Consider the following 17,996-nt stretch of genomic DNA (forward strand, 5'->3'; position numbering starts at 1 on the left):
GCATAAATCCTCTTTTTTACGCAAAAAAAGAATCCATAAACTATTGGATTCTTTTGACAACGGCCTTTTAAGCCTCTTTTTTAAATTTTATGCTCGCTTCAATAAACGCTGCAAATAGCTTTTGTGCATGCGGATCTCCTGCTATAGCTAATTCCTCTGGGTGCCACTGGACAGCCAAGCAGAATGGTAATTCCTCATGTACCACTGCTTCAATAATGCCATCACTTGATTTCGCTGCAACTTTTAAATTCTCCGCCAGTACATTCACTGATTGATGATGAAAAGAATTGACGGCAATTTTCTCTTGTTCCAGAATAGTGGCTAATAAATTCTCCGCAATAATTTGTACATAATGCGTTGCTACTGATCTACCGGCCTGTTGCATATGTTTAATAAGCTTTGTACTATAATGGTCACTATCAATGTCCTGATATAACGTCCCGCCTAATGCAACATTTAATATTTGGATACCCCGACAAATACCGAAAATAGGCATTTTTCGTAAAAATGCAGCCTCAATTAATGCTAATTCTACGGCATCTCTAGCTGGATGAATTTTACCTAACTTTGGTGAAGGGTCCACTCCAAATAAAAAAGGATGTACATCATAGCCTCCCGATAGCAATAAGCCATCCGTAAGGGCTAAAATTTGTGCAGCATCTTCCTCAACCCCTAACGGAATAATGAGGGGGATACCGCCCGCCTCAATAATACTTTTGCTGTAAGCAGCATTTAAATGAGCTGATAAATCATCTTCTACAAAAGCTGTAATTCCAATAATCGGCTTCACTTGATTCCCCTCCACAAAATTGAAGATTAAATACTTACCAAAAACCTAAGTACCACTTGATGAACGAATCTCCATAGAAATAAACAATATTAGCGGCTAATGCAATTGATGGGCCAAAGGGAATAGGTGTTTTTCTTCCCTGTTTACGCTTTAATAAGACAACTATTCCGACTATCATACCAATGATAGCAGCTAAAAATAAAGTCAACAGCGTATGAATAGTACCGAGAACAAGACCAATTAAAAAGAATAATTTAATATCCCCTCCTCCCATTCCACCTTTCGATAAAACCGCAATACTATATAATATGCCAAAACCAACGAGTGAACCCAATAGGCTGTCCCACCAAGGTGTTAAAGGTGATAGTACACGTCCAATGACCAATATAGGCAAAAAGAATAAAAGAATCTTATCTGGAATTAACAGATAAGTAAAATCTGAAACAACTATAATGACTAACAATGAGATGAACGATAAAGCTACTATGAATTCCATGCTCCAGTTTAGCTTCAAATAAGCAAGGGCGAATAATCCTCCAGTCAACAATTCTATCGCTGGATATACTGACGAGATTTTAAAGCCACAGCCCCGACATTTTCCTCTTATAAACAGATAAGACAATACTGGCACTAAATCAAGAACCGTCAATGGTCTCTGACAGTTTGTACAATGGGAGGAAGGAAGTACAAGAGACTCCTTCCGCGGTACACGAAAGCCAACTACATTATAAAAAGAGCCAAACACTAGACCAAATAAAAAAATGATAATTGTATAAGCCATTTCCAAATTTATGTCCTCCTAAACCAATAGGCGCCCATACAATCCGTATGATGCGCCTATTCATATAATTATTGTAGTTTTGCTCGGTAATACACGTAACCAATGTTATTCAGAACAAGGGACATAGATAATATGTGATGTATTTGAGGAATATTTTCACAAAGGATTTAAAGTACGATAAGAAGAAAGAAGGAGTAGAGTAAGAGTATTATCAGTTTAGCACAAGATAAAAGAGATTCCAAAAATCATTGGAATCTCTTTTATTTATTTCCTCAGTAACCTACCTGATAACAGCATGCCAATGCCACCAATTGTTATAAATAGAACAGCTCTAATTAATAAATCAAGTGCTGATAGGTCGAAGAAAATCAGCTTGATAAACGCAATGACTAAGATAACAAAGCCTGTAATGCGAAGCGTTTTTAATTGTTGCGTGGAACTAAGCCATAACGAAATACTCGCGGTTAGAAATAATGTAATCGTTGTAAGAGCTATACTTAGTTTCCAATCAAGTAGATGACTATACGTAAATTGATGAACGAGCCCCCATATCGAGATCATTGTGAGTACGACACCTGAGCTAACAATAGCGTCTACATATTTCCCCATTCGTTCTGCATATAGCCGATAAATACGGCCCTTTACTAGAACGTCCACAATAATCGCCACTATTACTGCTATATAAACTAATCTGGTCATCATACTTAAGCTGTCCAACATAGAAGGCTTTGCGCTGACCATCAAAGAAAATACGATAAAGAATGCTCCCAGCACAGGCGTTAGAACACGCCCTTTGAATTTCTCTGACACGAGCAGAGTTCCTGCAAACAAAGCAGCTAGTGCCATACACATCAAATACTGAATGCCATTTGTTGCCGCAAAATAGGCTGTATCTAGTTTGCTCATATAAGCTAAGAAGTAGCCTGTGGTGATTACTGCTAAAATATCAATAGCATATACATCCTTCATGACTTTCTCAAAAGGTGATAACGTTTCTTTTGGGCGTCTAGCATACAAGTAAATGACTACAAGATAAATAATCGGCATGAACAGGCTTACATGATTAAAGCTCATAAATGGTGTTGGTTCATGGAAAATAAAGTTTAGCAACAATGTCATCACAAGGAAAAATGATGTGACTACCTTCATCATACTGGCCCGTAATCGTAAGCTCATCATTACACCTGCAAATGCGATCAATGGATATAGTAAATCATCCACTTTATCAGGTATATTCATGATAAGTACCGTATTACATACGGTCATAAATGCGAGTGTTATAGCACTATCAAATACTTCCTGCCATTTTTGACGATGACTATAAAACGATAATGCTATGAATAAACCAAACAAAACAAGTAGCACTGCTTCCCCATATTCTAGTGAGCGTATGATCAGGTTCATCAGCAATAAACTAAATGACCCTAACGAAAATTGGAGGCCAATATGAAGAGCTCTCCATTTAGATTGTGCATGAAATAATCGACACCAGCTTGCATAAAAGATGGCTAGTATAGCAAGTAAACCAAAAGCAAAGACAACTTGCTTATCATGATTCATAAATGCAACAACACCTATTGCCACCACTGAGAAAAAGGCTGAAATATAAAGGGCAAGCTTCTGCTTGTGCTGTTGGACAACCAATTGCAGCATGGCAAATAAAACGATAACAAATAGTAAAATAATGATGGCACTAAAGTCCATATATTCTAATAAATAAGGTAGTAATAATGAGGTAAAAGCAACAAAAATAGTTAATGCCTCATTTTTCTTTAAGTAACTTATTGCAATACCATAGCCAATATAAAGAATCGTAATACCAAGCGCTGGTGTGAGATGGATGATCTCGTATAAAATGGCACTAGCTGCAGTCGTTAAAATACCAACAATAAATGCTCCGCCATATAATGAGACGGTAATAGCGGGAGAGCCTACTTTTCTACGTTCCAGAATATAAGCGATAATCGCCAATCCTACCGATAATGAATAGGCAAGGATGATTTTCACGCCATTCGATAAATAACCATAGTCACTAACAAGTTTGAGACCCCAAAGTACCCCCATAACTAAAATAACCATGAATACTTTTGGAAGTGCCCACATAACACGTTCCTCCATCGATGGCTGTGGTTGCACCTCTTTTTGTGCTGTTTTGACTGGGGTAGTCTTCGACTCCACTGTTGGTTTTGGTGTTGGTTTTGGTTTTATTGGAACCGATTGCTCGATCATTGACTGTCTTGCATCAAGAGTATTTATTTTCTCATTGCTTTGAATTCGCCTTAATTCACTTAACTCCTGACGTAACTCTGCCATTTCCTCCTCAAGTTTAGCCACTCTTCGTTCCATTTCAAGGGACATTCAATCATCCTCCCCACTGTATCAATTTTCTAACATTATAACATATTTATCCTTATTGTAAAATTACACTTTTTGAATACTTTATCGTGGTCTCCTATACATTAATGCCTTTTCACTATCACTTGTACCTTTTGTCGTTGGGTCTACTATGACACCCATTAATACAAGAATAGATAGAACTGTATTTAAAATAGCTGCAATTTGCTCACTTATTGCAGCTGTCAAATCAAAGCCGAAAATCGCTCCTACTTGTTGTGCGAGTAAGAGTAACAATGAAAATAGACCTAATAAAAATGGTATATGTTGAAGACGAACCTTCCAGTTAATTCTCATAAAAGCTCACCTCCCCCCCTCTTGAACCAGTATATGCAGGGAGGTTATGTAACACATATGCAAAAATGGAGCTTTTGACAAGTTTACTAGGTATTTTTAATAATAATTTGCGAACTAAACTATTTTCGAGTGAAAGACAGACCGGTTGTAACCATAATGCCAAATTCATATAGTTAGTAAGGTTGCATCCTGGCAGGAGATGCCCGCCAATTTACTGAAATCGAGGGTGATTGAGATGGTGTACGAGTGGAACGCATTGAGAGCTATTGCTTGCTTAAGTATTGTGCTATTGCACGCGACGACAAATATTGAAATTATTAATGGCTTTATTGATCAACCTTTCTATCAATTTTTTAGACTTGTGCTATGTGCCGCCACACCCATTTTCATTTTATTATCCATTTTAATATTAGCTAATCGCTATCAACATCAGCTGCCTTCCCATTTTTTATGGCATCGATTTCAGTTTATCGTCATGCCGTTTGTAGCTGCTGGTATTTTATATGCGGCTAATGCAGCCTTTCATTATCATGAAAATTTTTGGTATGCCCTGTATCGTCACATTATTTTGGGGGATTTTTCTGGGTGGTTTGTCATGACGATTTTTCAGCTCTATATTCTATTTTTTATGGTAAAAAAATATAATCTATCCTGTATATGGTTTGCTCCCATAATGTTCTTACTAGGGGTTTTCTATATGACACTAGCAAAATTAAATATAGATTATTTCGTAAATAACGATCATTTTATACGACTGCTCTTCGTAGGCTGGCTTCCTTATTTTGTATTTGCCTATTTCATGGGTCGTCATTATGAAAGATTCACATATTATCTCCTTAAATATAAATTTTTTACCGTTTTATCGGTTATACTTGCAACAGTCATTATCTATTTAAATTATTATTTGGGCGACCAGCAAATTACATCACGAAGAATCGATATGATTCTATTTGTGTTAGCGATGACGATTTTTATTTTAACATTTGCCCAAATTTTACCTAAGCTGCCCTTCATCCATACCATAAGTCGTTATTCCTTTGGTATCTTTTTAATTCACTGGCTTATTCAAGAATATCTAGCTCCCTATAGTGCATTACTCCCTACCACTTCTCTACAAGTTATTTCACTTTTTCTAGCTAGTTTTGTCGTCTGTATGTTGTTCATAAAAATTATTTCCTTTCTCCCCTTTAGTGCATATTTAATCGGCAAATCTCACCAAAAAAAGTCAATCCAAAATTGAGGAAAAAATTTGATACAATGGATAATAGTTCATTAATTACGACGAGTACATTTATTACGTGTTGTGGATTTTAACATCATTTTAGAATGTATTTCCCTATTTTTTTCCAGAAGCACTCTCTTTTTAAGTGTCTTCCTATTAATTACTGCTAGCATGATTAGGAGGAAATGAACAGAATGAAACAAAAAGTGATTGCCAAAATAATTGGCTTAGAGTTTCTTATCATACTTTTCTATGTTGGTAACGGAGCTTTTGTTTCTATTAAAGAACCATCAAGCCCTTTGTTACAGTTTGCTATGTTAGTTCCACTAGCATTGGGACTCTTCATTTATATTGCCCTGAAAAAAAACTGGCAAATGTATTTCTTTCATCCTATTCAAAAGAATCATTTATTAATGATTTTACCGCTACTTTTTGTTTTAGGAATCATCCTTGTAAGTACTAAAGGATTAAATCTCACATCGATTAGCGATCTTATTTTTATGTTTTTAATGCAAGTGCTTATTGTGGCATTTATAGAAGAGACCATATTTAGGGGCCTTATGCTGCGAATGCTTCTTGCCAAGGGTGCATTTACAGCGGTATTCATTTCTAGTTTATTGTTTGGCATTACACATGCTTTACAATTACTTGGTGGGCAATCGCTTGAAGATACTATTATTCAAATCATCTATGCCCTTTTAGTGGGCCTTGTTCTTTCTTTACTTATTTTAGATGGGCAATCGATTATTATTACCATTATTTTCCATGGATTCAATAATTTCTTTAACTTTATGGGAAATGTAGAGAGCCCTACGCTTAGTGGTTATCTTATTATTTTAGTGCTATTTGTCTATATGCTTGTTTTATGGAAGCGAGTAAAGAAATCCTATGCTATAAATTCCATGAAAAATGCCAAGTCCATCTAGGACTTGGCATTTTGATTAGAATAAAAGGTGGCCCACTAATGCAGCAATTGGAAGTGAGATAAGTGTACGTAATATAAATATCACCACTAAATCGAAAAATTTCAATGGAATTTTCGTACCTAAAATAAGTCCACCCACCTCAGACATATAAATTAACTGCGTGACTGAAACAACTGCTATGACAAATCTAGTGGTATCAGATTCAATCCCTGCACCTAAAATAGAAGGCAGGAACATATCTGCAAAGCCCACAACCATTGTTTGTGCTGCTTGTGCCGCCTCTGGTAAGCCAAGTACTGTTAAAATAGGCTCAAAGGGTTTGCCTAAAATCACAAAGATACTCGTAAATTCGGCAAGCATTAGGGCAATCGTACCAAAAGCCATTACGATAGGCGCAACACCAACCCATAAATCAATAACATTTCTAAATCCATCTTTAATAAATTTGCGTGGGTCACGATTGTCATGGGCAACAGCAAGTGCATTTTCTAAGCCATGTGAGACTAAATTATAGCCCTCTGGTAATTCCTCACGTGAATAGTCTACAGGCGTACCATCTATATATGTATCTTCTTTCTGTGCAAGTGGATAGATACGGGGCATAATAATCGCTAGTACAATTCCACAAAAGACAACTGTTAAATAGTATGGAATAAAATAGCGTGCCAAATGAACCGTATCCAATACTACGATACAAAATGTAATAGATACTACCGAGAAGCTTGTTGCAATAATAGCTGCTTCTTTTTTGGTATAGTTCCCCATTTCATATTGTTTACTAGTCATTAAAACACCAATCGTTCCATCACCGACCCATGATGTAAGGGCATCAATGGAAGAACGGCCCGGACTTTTAAATAGGGGTCGCATAATTCTCACCATCATTGTACCGAAAAATTCAAGAAGCCCGAAATTAGTCAAAAACGGCAAGAGGAATCCAGCAAACAAGAAGATGGTAAATAAAAATGTGACAAGACCATCATTAGGATCCATCAGTAGTCCACCAGTATTTTCGTTGTTGATGGCAAAAGGACCAAAGTTAAAGACAACCATTGAAGCAAAAACTAAGCCGATACAGCGGGTAATCGTCCAAAACCAATTAACATAAAACAATGTATCTAAAATACTTGGCTCTTTTACGTTTTTACGAGGAATAAATTTAGCCATAAGTGCGCCAATTGCTGAAATAGCAAACATAAAAATTGTAAAATAACTAATAATAGGAGCAACAATAGTTGCTAAAACATTTGCTAAAATTGCAATTGGTACCTTCCAGCCTTCTTCTGTTAAGACAGGTGTCATAAATAGAAAAATACCAATTAAAGAAGGGATGATAAAATAAACATATGTAGAAACAGCATATTTTTTCATTTTTTGATTAAAACCTCATTTCTATTAATCATGAAATTGCAACTTGATCTATTTCTCAATCTACTATTCTATAAGCTCTATATGTTGTGTTCATTCAAAACCTCCCCTCATAACCTGTTATAGTACTATTATAAAAACAATAGAGTTTTGAGTTTTAAACAGAAAAATACTCACATCATTCATGTTTTTATAACATTACTGTGTTATAAAACTATTTTAAACGCTATAAAGCCATTGGTTCAATCTCACATTTTTCTGAATTTTTATACAGGCAACAAATGCTTCAATCAAGTATAACAATTATATAAGATAACAAACAGAAATTTTTAAAGTAAGAAAAAGTGAATAAACATCACATTTATTCACTTTGAGGAATTTGTAAACTTTATGAGGTTAGACGAGTCTTTTGATTTTAGGACAGGAGATACAAAAGTCATTTGCTTCATCAGATGTATGGTAATAGAAACAACATGTTTTTCTTAAGCGGATAGGTTGCTCAGATTCCTTTATTGTCACTTTAGGTCCACAATATTTAGTCAGAGGATTTTTCTTCTCGCCAAAGAGAGCACCTGGTGCCTCATGTACAATATAGGCATAATCCTCTTGTAGGCGAGTAATTTCTTGCTCATTGGCCCCTTCTCTTATTTTCGTTTCATATAGCCAATTGACATAAATAGCTGTATTTTCCCATAAGATTGTTTTTGGGATTTTACTTACTTTCATTAATGACTGCCACACTTTTGCTAGATTGTCCGCAAAAATTCCTTTCAGCACCTCGTCACGCCATGATTTACGATCAATTGTTGGCACAGACACCGTATGATCTATGAACCGAACGTTAGGTAGCCATGGCTTCGCATGTCCTTCTGCTTCCACCCAAATATTATCAATAGCAACGTGTAGCCCTTTATCGTATCTCGACATGGCATAGAATGCTGAAGCCATCGTCAAGACACTATAACGCTTTCCAAATAACGATGCTGTCACTAATAAAGAGGCCGATTGAAAAAAAGGTGCGATTGTTTGTAAATAGACTAGGGCCAGTTCAGAGTCCAATAAATTTTCCGCTCTTATGGAGTAAGTAGCGTCTATCGCGGGCTCAAACGTCAATCGATAATCGCTTAATAGTATGGGTATTTCTTCAGCTGACAATTTGTTGCTCAAGTGGCCGCTACCTCCTCAAATGCTTCCATCTGAACTGTTCTTCCCTTACCATGCGGAACACATAATGGCGTTCCAAATAGAGGGTCTCTCATTATGGTACAGTCCATCCGAAAGACCGCTTGTACCATCTCAGGTGTCACCACTTCCTCTGGCTTTCCTTGTGCGTATACCCGTTTATTTCGCACAGCTACAATATGATGAGCATAACGACAGGCTAAGTTTAAATCGTGTAATACCATAACAACTGTACGGCCTTCATGTTCATTCAAATCAAATAGTAAATCTAAAATTTCTACTTGATGAGCCATATCTAAATAGGTTGTAGGTTCATCTAGTAAAATAAGATCCGTTTTTTGAGCCAATGTCATAGCAATCCACACACGCTGACGCTGCCCACCTGATAATGCATCTACTGGGCGATCCGCAAATTCGGTCATCTGTGTCACCTCAAGAGCATTGTTCACAATAGTTTCATCCTCTGTAGACCATTGCTTTAACCAGCTCTGATGAGGGTAACGACCTTGTTTAATCAATTGTTGGACAGTTAATCCTTCTGGTGCAACAGGTCCCTGTGGAAGAATGGCTAACCGTTTTGCCACCTCTTTAGTTGAAATGGCGTCTAGTGGATGATTTTCTAAGAAAATTTCACCTGACCTTGGTTTTTGCAGTCGGGCAAACGTTCTAAGGAGCGTAGATTTTCCACAGCCATTGGCACCTACTAGTACCGTAATTTTCCCTTTTGGTATTTGAAGATTCAAATCTTCTAAAATAAGATTTTCACCATAGCTAACATCTAGATTTTGTACTTCTAAGACGTTTTTCAAAATCCCTTCACCCTCTTCTCTCACGCTTTTAACTCATTTATCATTGGGCATTATTGATTGCGCGTTCTAAATAGTAAATATATAAAGAATGGTGCTCCAATTGCAGCCGTAAAGACACCTGTTGGTAAATCCTTTGGTAAAAAGGCTGTACGTGCAACAATGTCAGCTACAATGACAATAATGCCACCAATTATAGCCGTAACAGGTATTAATCCTGCAAAAGAACGCCCTACTAGCAATCTACTCATATGTGGGGCTACTAATCCAACAAAGGCAATTCCACCAGCAAAAGCAACTGCAGAACCAGCTAGCATTACACTAATAAGTAAAAAGAGCAAACGGTACACTTGAACTTTTACGCCCAGCCCTATCGCAATGTCATCTCCTAATTCCTTCACATTGACGGTTCTCGCTAAAACAAATGTTAGAGGTAATAAGAGAGTAACCCATGGTAAAAGCAAGTAGACATCTGTCATATTTGCCCCATACAAACTACCTGTCAGCCATAGATAGGCCTTCGTTGTTGCGGCTACCTCGCTGATCACCAACAGCATAGTTACCACTGCCTTTGCTAACGCGGAAATCCCAATTCCAATAAGCACCATACGTATAGGTGTGACACCTTTTCTCCATGACAGCAGGTAAATGATAAAGGAGATAATAGCCGCACCTAAAATGGCAGCTAACGGTAAAAATTGAATGCCCACTGACCCCATAAAATACACGATAAAAATAATCGCACCCATGGACGCCCCACTCGTTACACCAATAATATCTGGAGCAGCTAAAGGGTTGCCTATGATTCCTTGTAAAATTAAACCAGCAACTCCTAGCGCAGCACCAACTAATAAGGCCATTAAAATACGCGGAAGCCTTAATGTATGTAAGACAAAATCGTACTCTCCGTTTCCGTAGCCTAATAATTCCTTCACTACGGTGACAGGATGAATAAAATCGCTACCCGCAGATAAACCAATAATCGTTATGATGACTAATAATAAGCTTAACAGTAGTATAATCCAACAAGTCTTTTTGGCGATTTGAAAAGATATGCGATCGGATTTCGTTCGAATCGTCCTATAATTAGACATTTTTAGCTAACCCCTTTCGTGCAATATAAATAAAGAAAGGAGCACCAATTAATGCAGTCATTACACCAATTGGCATTTCTAATGGCATAATTACGTATCTTGCTGCTATATCTGCAAGCAACAGCAGTATGGCTCCTAATACCGCACTGTACGGTATAATCCAACGATAATCCATGCCAACAAGATGAATCGCTATATGAGGGACAATTAAACCAATAAAGCCAATCGAACCTGCTACAGCAACTGAGCTACCTGCAAGAATAATTATGATGATGCCAAGTGTGAGTTTCGTCACCATTGTTCGTTGTCCCAATCCTTTTGCAATATCATCACCTGATTGTAAAATATTTATAGAACGACCCATACCTATTGCTATGATCGTGCCCCCTAAAATAAATGGTAGGACAGGTATGAGCATGTCTATGCTACGACCTGATACTGACCCCGCTAGCCAAAATAGTACACTTTGTAAACCTTGTTCATCAATTACTAAAAGCCCCTGCGTAAACGAGACAAATAGAGCTGTAATCGCTGCACCAGCTAGTACTATTTTAATCGGTGTTAAACCATCTCTTCCTAATGATCCAAGGAAAAACACCATAGCTCCCGCTGCACCAGCACCTAAAAAGGCAATCCACATATAACTCATTAAAGAATTAACAGAAAAAAGAGTAATGGCACTGACAATAAAAAATATTGCCCCTGCATTAATACCTAAAATATCAGGAGCTGCTAAAGGGTTTCTTGTTAATGCCCGCATCAATGCTCCCGAGATAGCAAGGCTTGCGCCAACTACTGTAGCGATCACAGCTCTTGTAAATCTAGATGTTCGAATAATGACATGCTCCTTATTAGCAGCATCATAATGAAAAATGGCATCATAGATTGACGAGAAGGGAATAGATGTTTGACCAATAGTTATGCTGAACATAAACGTCAGCAATAGGACCAAACAACTGATGAACAACCCTATTTGTTTCATCGAGGTAGTAGAAAGAAAAATTCTCATTTTGCGCCAACTTTCTTGAACCACATTTTATCTTTTGAGAAAAGTTGTAGGTTTTTATAGGCGAAACACTACAAGGAGAGGGCTGTCTCTCAAGCATTCTCTAACACTTTAAACAGCCCTAATCACTTTCTCTATTTATCTAATTCAAATTTGTCATAAATATCATCTAGCATTAAATTAGCACTAATCAATCCGCCAGCTAGATTCCAATTGATTTCATCTACTTGGTAAACTTGATTTGCCTTCACAGCATCGAGCTCTTTCCATAGAGGATGATTTGTCCACTCTTCATAATTCTTTTTCACAGCGTCATCATTTTCCATAAACATATAAATGACATCGGCATTCATTTGCGCAATACTTTCTTTATCTGTTAGTTTGACGATCTCCAATGAGTCATCAGTTAAATTTTTAGGACCTTGGAAGCCAAGCTCTGACAATATAGAACCTGCATATCCAGTTACATAAATACGTGCATGGTCTGCTCTGAAATTGACAACCGCAACATGGAATGGCCATTTATCGCCAAGCTTCTCTTTCATTTTTGTTTGGAAATCAGCAACTCGCGTATCCCAATCTCCAAATAACTCTTTAACCTTTTCTTCCTCATTCATTGCTTGACCCATCATTTCTGCTGTACCTTTGAAATCAAATACCGTTTCATGAGCAACGGTTGGAGCAATTTGTGATAACTGATCATAAATTTCCTCATGACGAACTTTCGATGCAATGATTAGATCTGGTTTAAGCTTTGCAATTTCCTCAAGATTTGGTTGTGTTTCTTGTCCCACAACTGCAACACCATCTAAATCTTTTTTCAAATAATTATAAAAAGGTGCTTCTGCCCAAGATTCTACTGCTCCTACTGGCTTAATGCCCATTGCTACTGCAACATCAGTAGCCCCTTGGTATAGCGTAACGATTTTTGTAGGTGTTCCTTCAATTGTCGTAGTACCCATAGCGTGGGTAATTTCACGGCTAGAAGACTCTGTATTACCTTCTTCAGCTTTATCAGTTTCTTGCGAACTACTACTAGTGTTTGATGCTTTATCTCCACATCCAACCATCAAGAGAGAGAAGATTGATACTAATGCAAAAAGAATAAAAATATTTTTGTTACGTAGTGATAATTTCGACATACATTTCCTCCTAAATTATAATCAATAACGATAATCATTATCAATTAAAGAGTATACTGTATGACTGTTTGCTTGACAATATCTATTTTTTCAAAAAATATACTTTTTTAATAATTTTATTGTTAATTTAGCTTCCAACTCAATCATCTATAGTTTGGAAGCATTAGGTTTGTTGGTTATTTGTAAAAATTTCGACACAATAATCGCAAGATGCAGAGGACTATTGTTTAAACACTAGATCGATTCACTACTATTTTGACAACAATAGAATGTGAAAAATGCGATTTGTAGTTCCTTTTTTCACCTAATGTGAAGGCAATTCTACATTAGATGTTCTACCATTCCAGTGACTTGTTAGATTTACCTATTCAATAATAGGCAAATAAATAGTCCCTATTGACGTCTATCTCATATCTTAATAATGAACGACAACTTATCAAAACAGGAGGTTATAACATGTTTCAACGAAGACGCCATCCGGCAAAAGGTCCACACTGCTGTCCCCCACAAACAATGCCCATGCAATTTGATCCACCACAATTTTTACCACCAGAGCAATATGTTCGCACAAATTATATCCATACAGTTGTTCCACATGTACAACCAGTACATGTCACAACAGTGAACAAACATATGATTGATCACCAATACTATTTCCCATGCACAGAGTCAGTTGTTAATGAATGCTGTGAAACACATACAATGTGCGGTATGCCACCTAACCCTTGTCATATGCCGCATCATCCCCATAAACATATGGGCTATTAATAAATAATGAGGGGGGCGAGTAATACCCGTTCATTATTTCAAACAAAAAAACCGAGTAGCCTCTCTTAGAGGTACTCGGTTTTATTCGTTATTAATACATTTTTAAATATTGATCGCGTTCCCACTGATGTACAGTTGTACGATACATATCGAACTCGATTTCTTTTGCTTCTTTAAAGTTAGCATAAATATGCTCACCTAAAGCTGCTTGCGCTACTTTATCTTTAGCCAGTAATGTTAAAGCATCGTCAAGTGCTGCTGGTAGGTTTTCAATACCATTCGCTTGGCGCTCTTCTTCCGACATCACATAGATATTACGGTTAATAGCTGCTGGTGGTGTCAAGTTTTGACGAATACCTTCTAGACCTGCCTCTAAAATAACAGCCATCGCTAAGTATGGGTTTGCGGATGGGTCCACTGAACGTACTTCTACACGAGTTGACAGACCACGTGCTGATGGAATACGAATGAGTGGTGAACGGTTTTGTGCTGACCATGCTACATAACATGGCGCTTCATAACCAGGTACTAGACGTTTATAAGAGTTAACTGTTGGATTTGTAACAGCCGTGAAACCTTGTACGTGTGCAAGGACACCAGCCATAAATTGCATAGCTGTATTTGATAGTCCTAATTCCGTAGATTCATCATAAAATGCATTTTCTTTACCTTTAAATAGTGACACGTTAAAGTGCATACCAGAACCAGCTTCACCAAATAATGGCTTTGGCATAAATGTAGCGTGTAAACCGTGTTTACGAGCGATTGTTTTCACGACTAATTTAAATGTTTGGATGTTATCACAAGCTGTAACAGCGTCTGCATATTTAAAGTCGATTTCATGTTGTCCAGGAGCAACCTCATGGTGAGAGGCTTCAATTTCAAAGCCCATTTCTTCTAGCTCTAATACGATATCACGACGGCAGTTTTCACCAAGATCTGTTGGAGCTAAATCGAAATAACCACCATGGTCATTTACTTCTAAAGTTGGTTCTCCTTTTGCATCTAATTTGAATAAGAAAAATTCAGGCTCTGGCCCTAAATTGAAGCTTGAGAAGCCCATATCTTCCATTTTTTTAAGAATACGTTTTAGGTTATTTCGTGGGTCACCAGCAAACGGTTCGCCTTTCGCAGTGTAAACATCACAGATAAGACGTGCCACTTTCCCTTTTTCAGAAGTCCAAGGGAATACCACGAAAGTATCAAGATCAGGATATAAATACATATCTGATTCTTCGATTCGAACGAAGCCTTCAATAGATGAGCCATCAAACATCATTTTATTTTCTAGTGCTTTGTCTAATTGACTTACAGGAATCTCAACGTTTTTGATTGTGCCAAGAATATCTGTAAATTGTAAACGAATAAAGCTTACATTCTTTTCTTCGATGAGACGTTTAATGTCCTCTTTTGTGAATTTACCCACAGTTTTCCACACTCCTATAATTTGTCTAGCTTTTATGTTTACCCTACCCTATTTTTAATAGAATCGAGATAAATCCCCTCGTCGGATGGATGATTTTTGCATGCGCTGTGCTTGACGCATTTCTTCGCGCATAATTTGACGTAATTCAGAATCACTTAAATCTTGTTCTTCAATTGTAGAAACAGGATTTTTCCTTTTAGCAAATATCTTTTTAATCTTCGCCATATTCATACCCTGTTCTAAGTAGTCTTTAATTTCAAGCAATGTGTCGACATCATTTAATGAAAACATTCGACGGTTGCCTTCTGTTCGGTGCGGCTCAATTAAATGGTGTTCTTCATAATAACGAATTTGTCGTGCCGAGAGCTCAGTTAATTGCATTACAATACTCATTGATAATAACGGCATAGTTCGTCTAATTTCACGACTCATTTAAGTCCTCCTCCAATACCCGCTTATCATATAACGAAATTTTTTCACTGTCAACCAACCATGTCAGGTTTCCTAACATGGTTGGCACTATTTTTTTCAATCCGAGAGAAAATTGTAAAAAACTATTCAAATTTACGGTTTGTCCATTTCCTCATCTCTATTTTTGAATAGCTTGTACCGCACTACAAATTGCAAATTTTACATGTTCATAAGTTAGCCCACCCTGTATAAAGGCTGTAAAGGGAGGTCGTATCGGCCCATCTGCTGTTAGCTCTATGCTGGAGCCTTGGATAAATGTCCCCGCTGCCATAATGACATCATCCTCGTAGCCTGGCATATAGGCTGGTTCTGGTGCGTAATGAGCATTTATTGGCGAGTTGGCTTGTATTTCCCGACAAAAGTCAATCATTTGCTGTGCGGTTTGGAAAGAAACCGATTGTATTAAATCTGTCCGATGTGCCTGGTAACTTGGAGATGTATTCATCCCTATTTCCTCCAGCATAGCTGCCGTAAAAATGGCGCCCTTTAATGCTTGTGATACAACATGTGGAGCTAGGAAAAACCCTTGATAAAAATCACCCAATGTATTTAATGTAGCTCCTGCTTCTGCCCCGATTCCAGGTGAAGTCATCCGGTACGCACATTTCTCCACTAAATCTGCTCGGCCTGCGATATAACCTCCAATTTTCGCTAATCCTCCACCTGGATTTTTAATGAGAGAGCCCGCCATTAAATCAGCACCAATCTCTGTAGGCTCTTGCTTTTCTACAAATTCACCATAGCAATTATCAACAAAAATAATGGCCTGTGGAGCTAGCTCACGAATCTTTGCACACATATCAGCAATCTCTGCTATAGAAAAGGATGGTCGCGTTGCATAGCCCTTTGATCGTTGAATGGCAATCACTTTCGTTTTTGCCGTTATGGCCGCTTCCACTCCTTCCCAATCAATGGTTTGATTATCCAGTAACTCAACATGTGAATAACCGATTTGATAATCTTTCAAGGAACCTGTATCTTTGTCACCACCATCAACAATGGATTGTAACGTATCATATGGCTGTCCAGAAATATAGAGCAACTCATCACCAGGACGCAGCACACCGAATAAACTAAGCGTAATTGCATGTGTGCCTGAAATAATTTGCGGTCGAACAATGGCGGACTCTGCTCCAAACACCTCAGCATAGACACGCTCTAAATTATCGCGTCCCTCATCGTCATAGCCATAGCCATTGGATGGGTGTAAATGATAATCACTCACTTGATGCTTACGAAATGCCGCTAGCACTTTTTGTTGGTTATAAAACGCCATCTCCTCCACCCTAGCATGAAAAGGTCTCACTCTTTCTTCTATTGTTGCCGCTAAAGATAGCGTCGATGCTGATAAATTAGATGTAAACGTCATTCTTTTCTTCTCCATTTCACAATTGTCATGCATATTATTCCGTAAACTTTATTCTATATCTAAATGGACCTCGATTATCCTAGGATTCCCTGATTGTCTACTTGTAATGAACGCTTATGACAGATGTTTTTCTTTATTTCATTAACATCTTATCAATTTGTATAGGTCCCTGTAAAACTTGCCTATTGTTTCTGAGTGAAATTTACGCTAAGCTAATGTGCGGACTTATTTCAAGAAGCGTATTTAATGTTTAATTTTGGCTATTAAATTCATAGATTTTGTTACTTACAGGATCTTTCAACTTTAGGAATGAGGTTCATTTATTGATAGAAGGGGTGAAAGGGATGGCTTGGGAAGTTTTTAGTATGATCGGTACAATTGCCTTTGCTATTTCTGGGGCAATTATTGCAATGGAAGAGGAATACGATTTATTCGGTGTTTATATACTCGGTATTGTCACTGCTTTTGGTGGAGGGGCTATTCGAAATTTACTTATCGGTCTACCTGTCACGACATTATGGGGACAGGATATGATGTTTCAAATTGCGCTTGCTGCAATTACCATATTTTTTATTTTTCCACATCATTTGATTCAACATTGGCATCGTTGGGGTAATTTTACAGATGCGATTGGTTTATCAGCATTTGCTATTCAAGGCGCACTCTACGCCGTAAAGCTGGATATGCCGATTAGTGCTGTCATCGTAGCTGCGGTCTTAACAGGGTCGGGTGGTGGTATTGTGCGTGATTTATTAGCTAGACGAAAACCACTTGTACTTCGTGACGAAGTCTATGGTGTGTGGGCTGCTCTCGCAGGGCTTGTTATTGGATTTGAAGTTTTTACAGGAGATATCTTCCTTTATATTTTATTTGCGGTAATTACAGCATTACGTATTCTTTCCTATATGATGAAATGGCGTTTACCTTTGCGAAGGTTGAATCGGGCATAGAGTC

Annotated in this window: 17 protein-coding genes; 4 read left to right on the forward strand and 13 right to left on the reverse strand. The window is 37.6% G+C overall.

Going from position 1 to position 17,996, the window contains the following annotated elements; all coding sequences use genetic code 11:
- Positions 1-67 precede the first annotated feature (67 nt).
- The 4 genes from ACOZBY_RS01585 to ACOZBY_RS01600 form a co-directional block, all read right to left on the reverse strand.
- Entirely contained in the window at positions 68-790 is a 723-nt protein-coding gene (locus tag ACOZBY_RS01585; RefSeq protein ID WP_031419078.1) for a gamma-glutamyl-gamma-aminobutyrate hydrolase family protein, read from the reverse strand.
- A gap of 34 nt (positions 791-824) precedes the next feature.
- Positions 825-1,577 carry a prepilin peptidase gene (locus tag ACOZBY_RS01590; RefSeq protein WP_031419077.1) on the reverse strand — a complete coding sequence of 251 codons (753 nt, stop codon included), beginning with the start codon at positions 1,575-1,577 and terminating at the stop codon, positions 825-827.
- 258 nt (positions 1,578-1,835) lie between these two features.
- Positions 1,836-3,929, reverse strand: coding sequence for a DUF2339 domain-containing protein (locus tag ACOZBY_RS01595; protein WP_422761339.1), 2,094 nt, complete (start codon positions 3,927-3,929; stop codon positions 1,836-1,838).
- Between the two features lie 81 nt (positions 3,930-4,010).
- Positions 4,011-4,262: a phage holin gene (locus ACOZBY_RS01600; protein ID WP_012293379.1), complete on the reverse strand. Its 252-nt coding sequence runs from the start codon at positions 4,260-4,262 to the stop codon at positions 4,011-4,013.
- Positions 4,263-4,497: 235 nt separating this feature from the next.
- Between ACOZBY_RS01600 and ACOZBY_RS01605 the strand changes: the two genes are divergently transcribed.
- Entirely contained in the window at positions 4,498-5,502 is a 1,005-nt protein-coding gene (locus ACOZBY_RS01605; RefSeq protein ID WP_422761341.1) for an acyltransferase family protein, read from the forward strand.
- Between the two features lie 176 nt (positions 5,503-5,678).
- Positions 5,679-6,410 carry a CPBP family intramembrane glutamic endopeptidase gene (locus ACOZBY_RS01610; RefSeq protein ID WP_416277474.1) on the forward strand — a complete coding sequence of 244 codons (732 nt, stop codon included), beginning with the start codon at positions 5,679-5,681 and terminating at the stop codon, positions 6,408-6,410.
- Between the two features lie 15 nt (positions 6,411-6,425).
- Here ACOZBY_RS01610 and ACOZBY_RS01615 read toward each other — a convergent pair whose 3' ends face one another.
- The 6 genes from ACOZBY_RS01615 to ACOZBY_RS01640 all read right to left on the reverse strand — a co-directional run bounded on the left by ACOZBY_RS01615 (position 6,426) and on the right by ACOZBY_RS01640 (position 13,008).
- Positions 6,426-7,781, reverse strand: a complete 1,356-nt coding sequence (locus ACOZBY_RS01615; RefSeq protein WP_012293376.1) for a YjiH family protein — start codon at positions 7,779-7,781, stop codon at positions 6,426-6,428.
- Positions 7,782-8,174: 393 nt separating this feature from the next.
- On the reverse strand, positions 8,175-8,945 hold the full coding sequence (locus ACOZBY_RS01620; protein ID WP_031419072.1) for an IucA/IucC family C-terminal-domain containing protein: 771 nt from the start codon (positions 8,943-8,945) through the stop codon (positions 8,175-8,177).
- Complete coding sequence (locus tag ACOZBY_RS01625; RefSeq protein WP_031419071.1) at positions 8,942-9,769, reverse strand: ABC transporter ATP-binding protein; 828 nt, start codon at positions 9,767-9,769, stop codon at positions 8,942-8,944. The genes ACOZBY_RS01620 and ACOZBY_RS01625 overlap by 4 nt, the downstream gene beginning before the upstream one ends.
- Before the next feature lie 50 nt (positions 9,770-9,819).
- Positions 9,820-10,860: a FecCD family ABC transporter permease gene (locus ACOZBY_RS01630; RefSeq protein ID WP_012293373.1), complete on the reverse strand. Its 1,041-nt coding sequence runs from the start codon at positions 10,858-10,860 to the stop codon at positions 9,820-9,822.
- Positions 10,853-11,869 (reverse strand): FecCD family ABC transporter permease, encoded by a 1,017-nt coding sequence (locus tag ACOZBY_RS01635; protein WP_036160992.1) that lies wholly within the window; start codon positions 11,867-11,869, stop codon positions 10,853-10,855. Before ACOZBY_RS01635 ends, ACOZBY_RS01630 begins: the two co-directional genes overlap by 8 nt.
- A gap of 131 nt (positions 11,870-12,000) precedes the next feature.
- Complete coding sequence (locus tag ACOZBY_RS01640; protein WP_031419069.1) at positions 12,001-13,008, reverse strand: ABC transporter substrate-binding protein; 1,008 nt, start codon at positions 13,006-13,008, stop codon at positions 12,001-12,003.
- A 456-nt stretch (positions 13,009-13,464) separates the two neighbouring features.
- On the opposite strand from ACOZBY_RS01640, the gene ACOZBY_RS01645 reads away from it, so the two are divergent.
- Positions 13,465-13,776 (forward strand): CotD family spore coat protein, encoded by a 312-nt coding sequence (locus ACOZBY_RS01645; protein WP_422761345.1) that lies wholly within the window; start codon positions 13,465-13,467, stop codon positions 13,774-13,776.
- 91 nt (positions 13,777-13,867) lie between these two features.
- On the opposite strand, the gene glnA is transcribed toward ACOZBY_RS01645, so the two are convergent.
- The 3 genes from glnA to ACOZBY_RS01660 form a co-directional block, all read right to left on the reverse strand.
- Positions 13,868-15,202 carry a type I glutamate--ammonia ligase gene (gene glnA, locus ACOZBY_RS01650; RefSeq protein WP_031419067.1) on the reverse strand — a complete coding sequence of 445 codons (1,335 nt, stop codon included), beginning with the start codon at positions 15,200-15,202 and terminating at the stop codon, positions 13,868-13,870.
- Positions 15,203-15,256: 54 nt separating this feature from the next.
- A complete protein-coding gene (locus ACOZBY_RS01655; RefSeq protein ID WP_031419066.1) occupies positions 15,257-15,634 on the reverse strand; it encodes a MerR family transcriptional regulator in 378 nt (125 codons plus the stop codon).
- Between the two features lie 157 nt (positions 15,635-15,791).
- A complete protein-coding gene (locus ACOZBY_RS01660; RefSeq protein ID WP_031419065.1) occupies positions 15,792-17,042 on the reverse strand; it encodes an aminotransferase class I/II-fold pyridoxal phosphate-dependent enzyme in 1,251 nt (416 codons plus the stop codon).
- 344 nt (positions 17,043-17,386) lie between these two features.
- Between ACOZBY_RS01660 and ACOZBY_RS01665 the strand changes: the two genes are divergently transcribed.
- A complete protein-coding gene (locus ACOZBY_RS01665) occupies positions 17,387-17,992 on the forward strand; it encodes a trimeric intracellular cation channel family protein (RefSeq protein WP_031419064.1) in 606 nt (201 codons plus the stop codon).
- Positions 17,993-17,996 lie beyond the last annotated feature (4 nt).

Origin of the sequence: Lysinibacillus sp. NPDC056220 (assembly GCF_049315265.1) — a bacterium.
In the GTDB taxonomy this organism is placed as follows: domain Bacteria; phylum Bacillota; class Bacilli; order Bacillales_A; family Planococcaceae; genus Lysinibacillus; species Lysinibacillus pinottii.

Excerpts from the sequence above, each read along its gene's own strand:
- ACOZBY_RS01595 (WP_422761339.1), bottom strand. The coding sequence starts at position 3,929 with ATGTCCCTTGAAATGGAACGAAGAGTGGCTAAACTTGAGGAGGAAATG.
- ACOZBY_RS01600 (WP_012293379.1), bottom strand. The coding sequence starts at position 4,262 with ATGAGAATTAACTGGAAGGTTCGTCTTCAACATATACCATTTTTATTA.
- ACOZBY_RS01605 (WP_422761341.1), top strand. The coding sequence starts at position 4,498 with ATGGTGTACGAGTGGAACGCATTGAGAGCTATTGCTTGCTTAAGTATT.
- ACOZBY_RS01610 (WP_416277474.1), top strand. The coding sequence starts at position 5,679 with ATGAAACAAAAAGTGATTGCCAAAATAATTGGCTTAGAGTTTCTTATC.
- ACOZBY_RS01615 (WP_012293376.1), bottom strand. The coding sequence starts at position 7,781 with ATGAAAAAATATGCTGTTTCTACATATGTTTATTTTATCATCCCTTCT.
- ACOZBY_RS01630 (WP_012293373.1), bottom strand. The coding sequence starts at position 10,860 with ATGTCTAATTATAGGACGATTCGAACGAAATCCGATCGCATATCTTTT.
- ACOZBY_RS01635 (WP_036160992.1), bottom strand. The coding sequence starts at position 11,869 with ATGAGAATTTTTCTTTCTACTACCTCGATGAAACAAATAGGGTTGTTC.
- ACOZBY_RS01640 (WP_031419069.1), bottom strand. The coding sequence starts at position 13,008 with ATGTCGAAATTATCACTACGTAACAAAAATATTTTTATTCTTTTTGCA.
- ACOZBY_RS01645 (WP_422761345.1), top strand. The coding sequence starts at position 13,465 with ATGTTTCAACGAAGACGCCATCCGGCAAAAGGTCCACACTGCTGTCCC.
- ACOZBY_RS01655 (WP_031419066.1), bottom strand. The coding sequence starts at position 15,634 with ATGAGTCGTGAAATTAGACGAACTATGCCGTTATTATCAATGAGTATT.
- ACOZBY_RS01660 (WP_031419065.1), bottom strand. The coding sequence starts at position 17,042 with ATGACGTTTACATCTAATTTATCAGCATCGACGCTATCTTTAGCGGCA.
- ACOZBY_RS01665 (WP_031419064.1), top strand. The coding sequence starts at position 17,387 with ATGGCTTGGGAAGTTTTTAGTATGATCGGTACAATTGCCTTTGCTATT.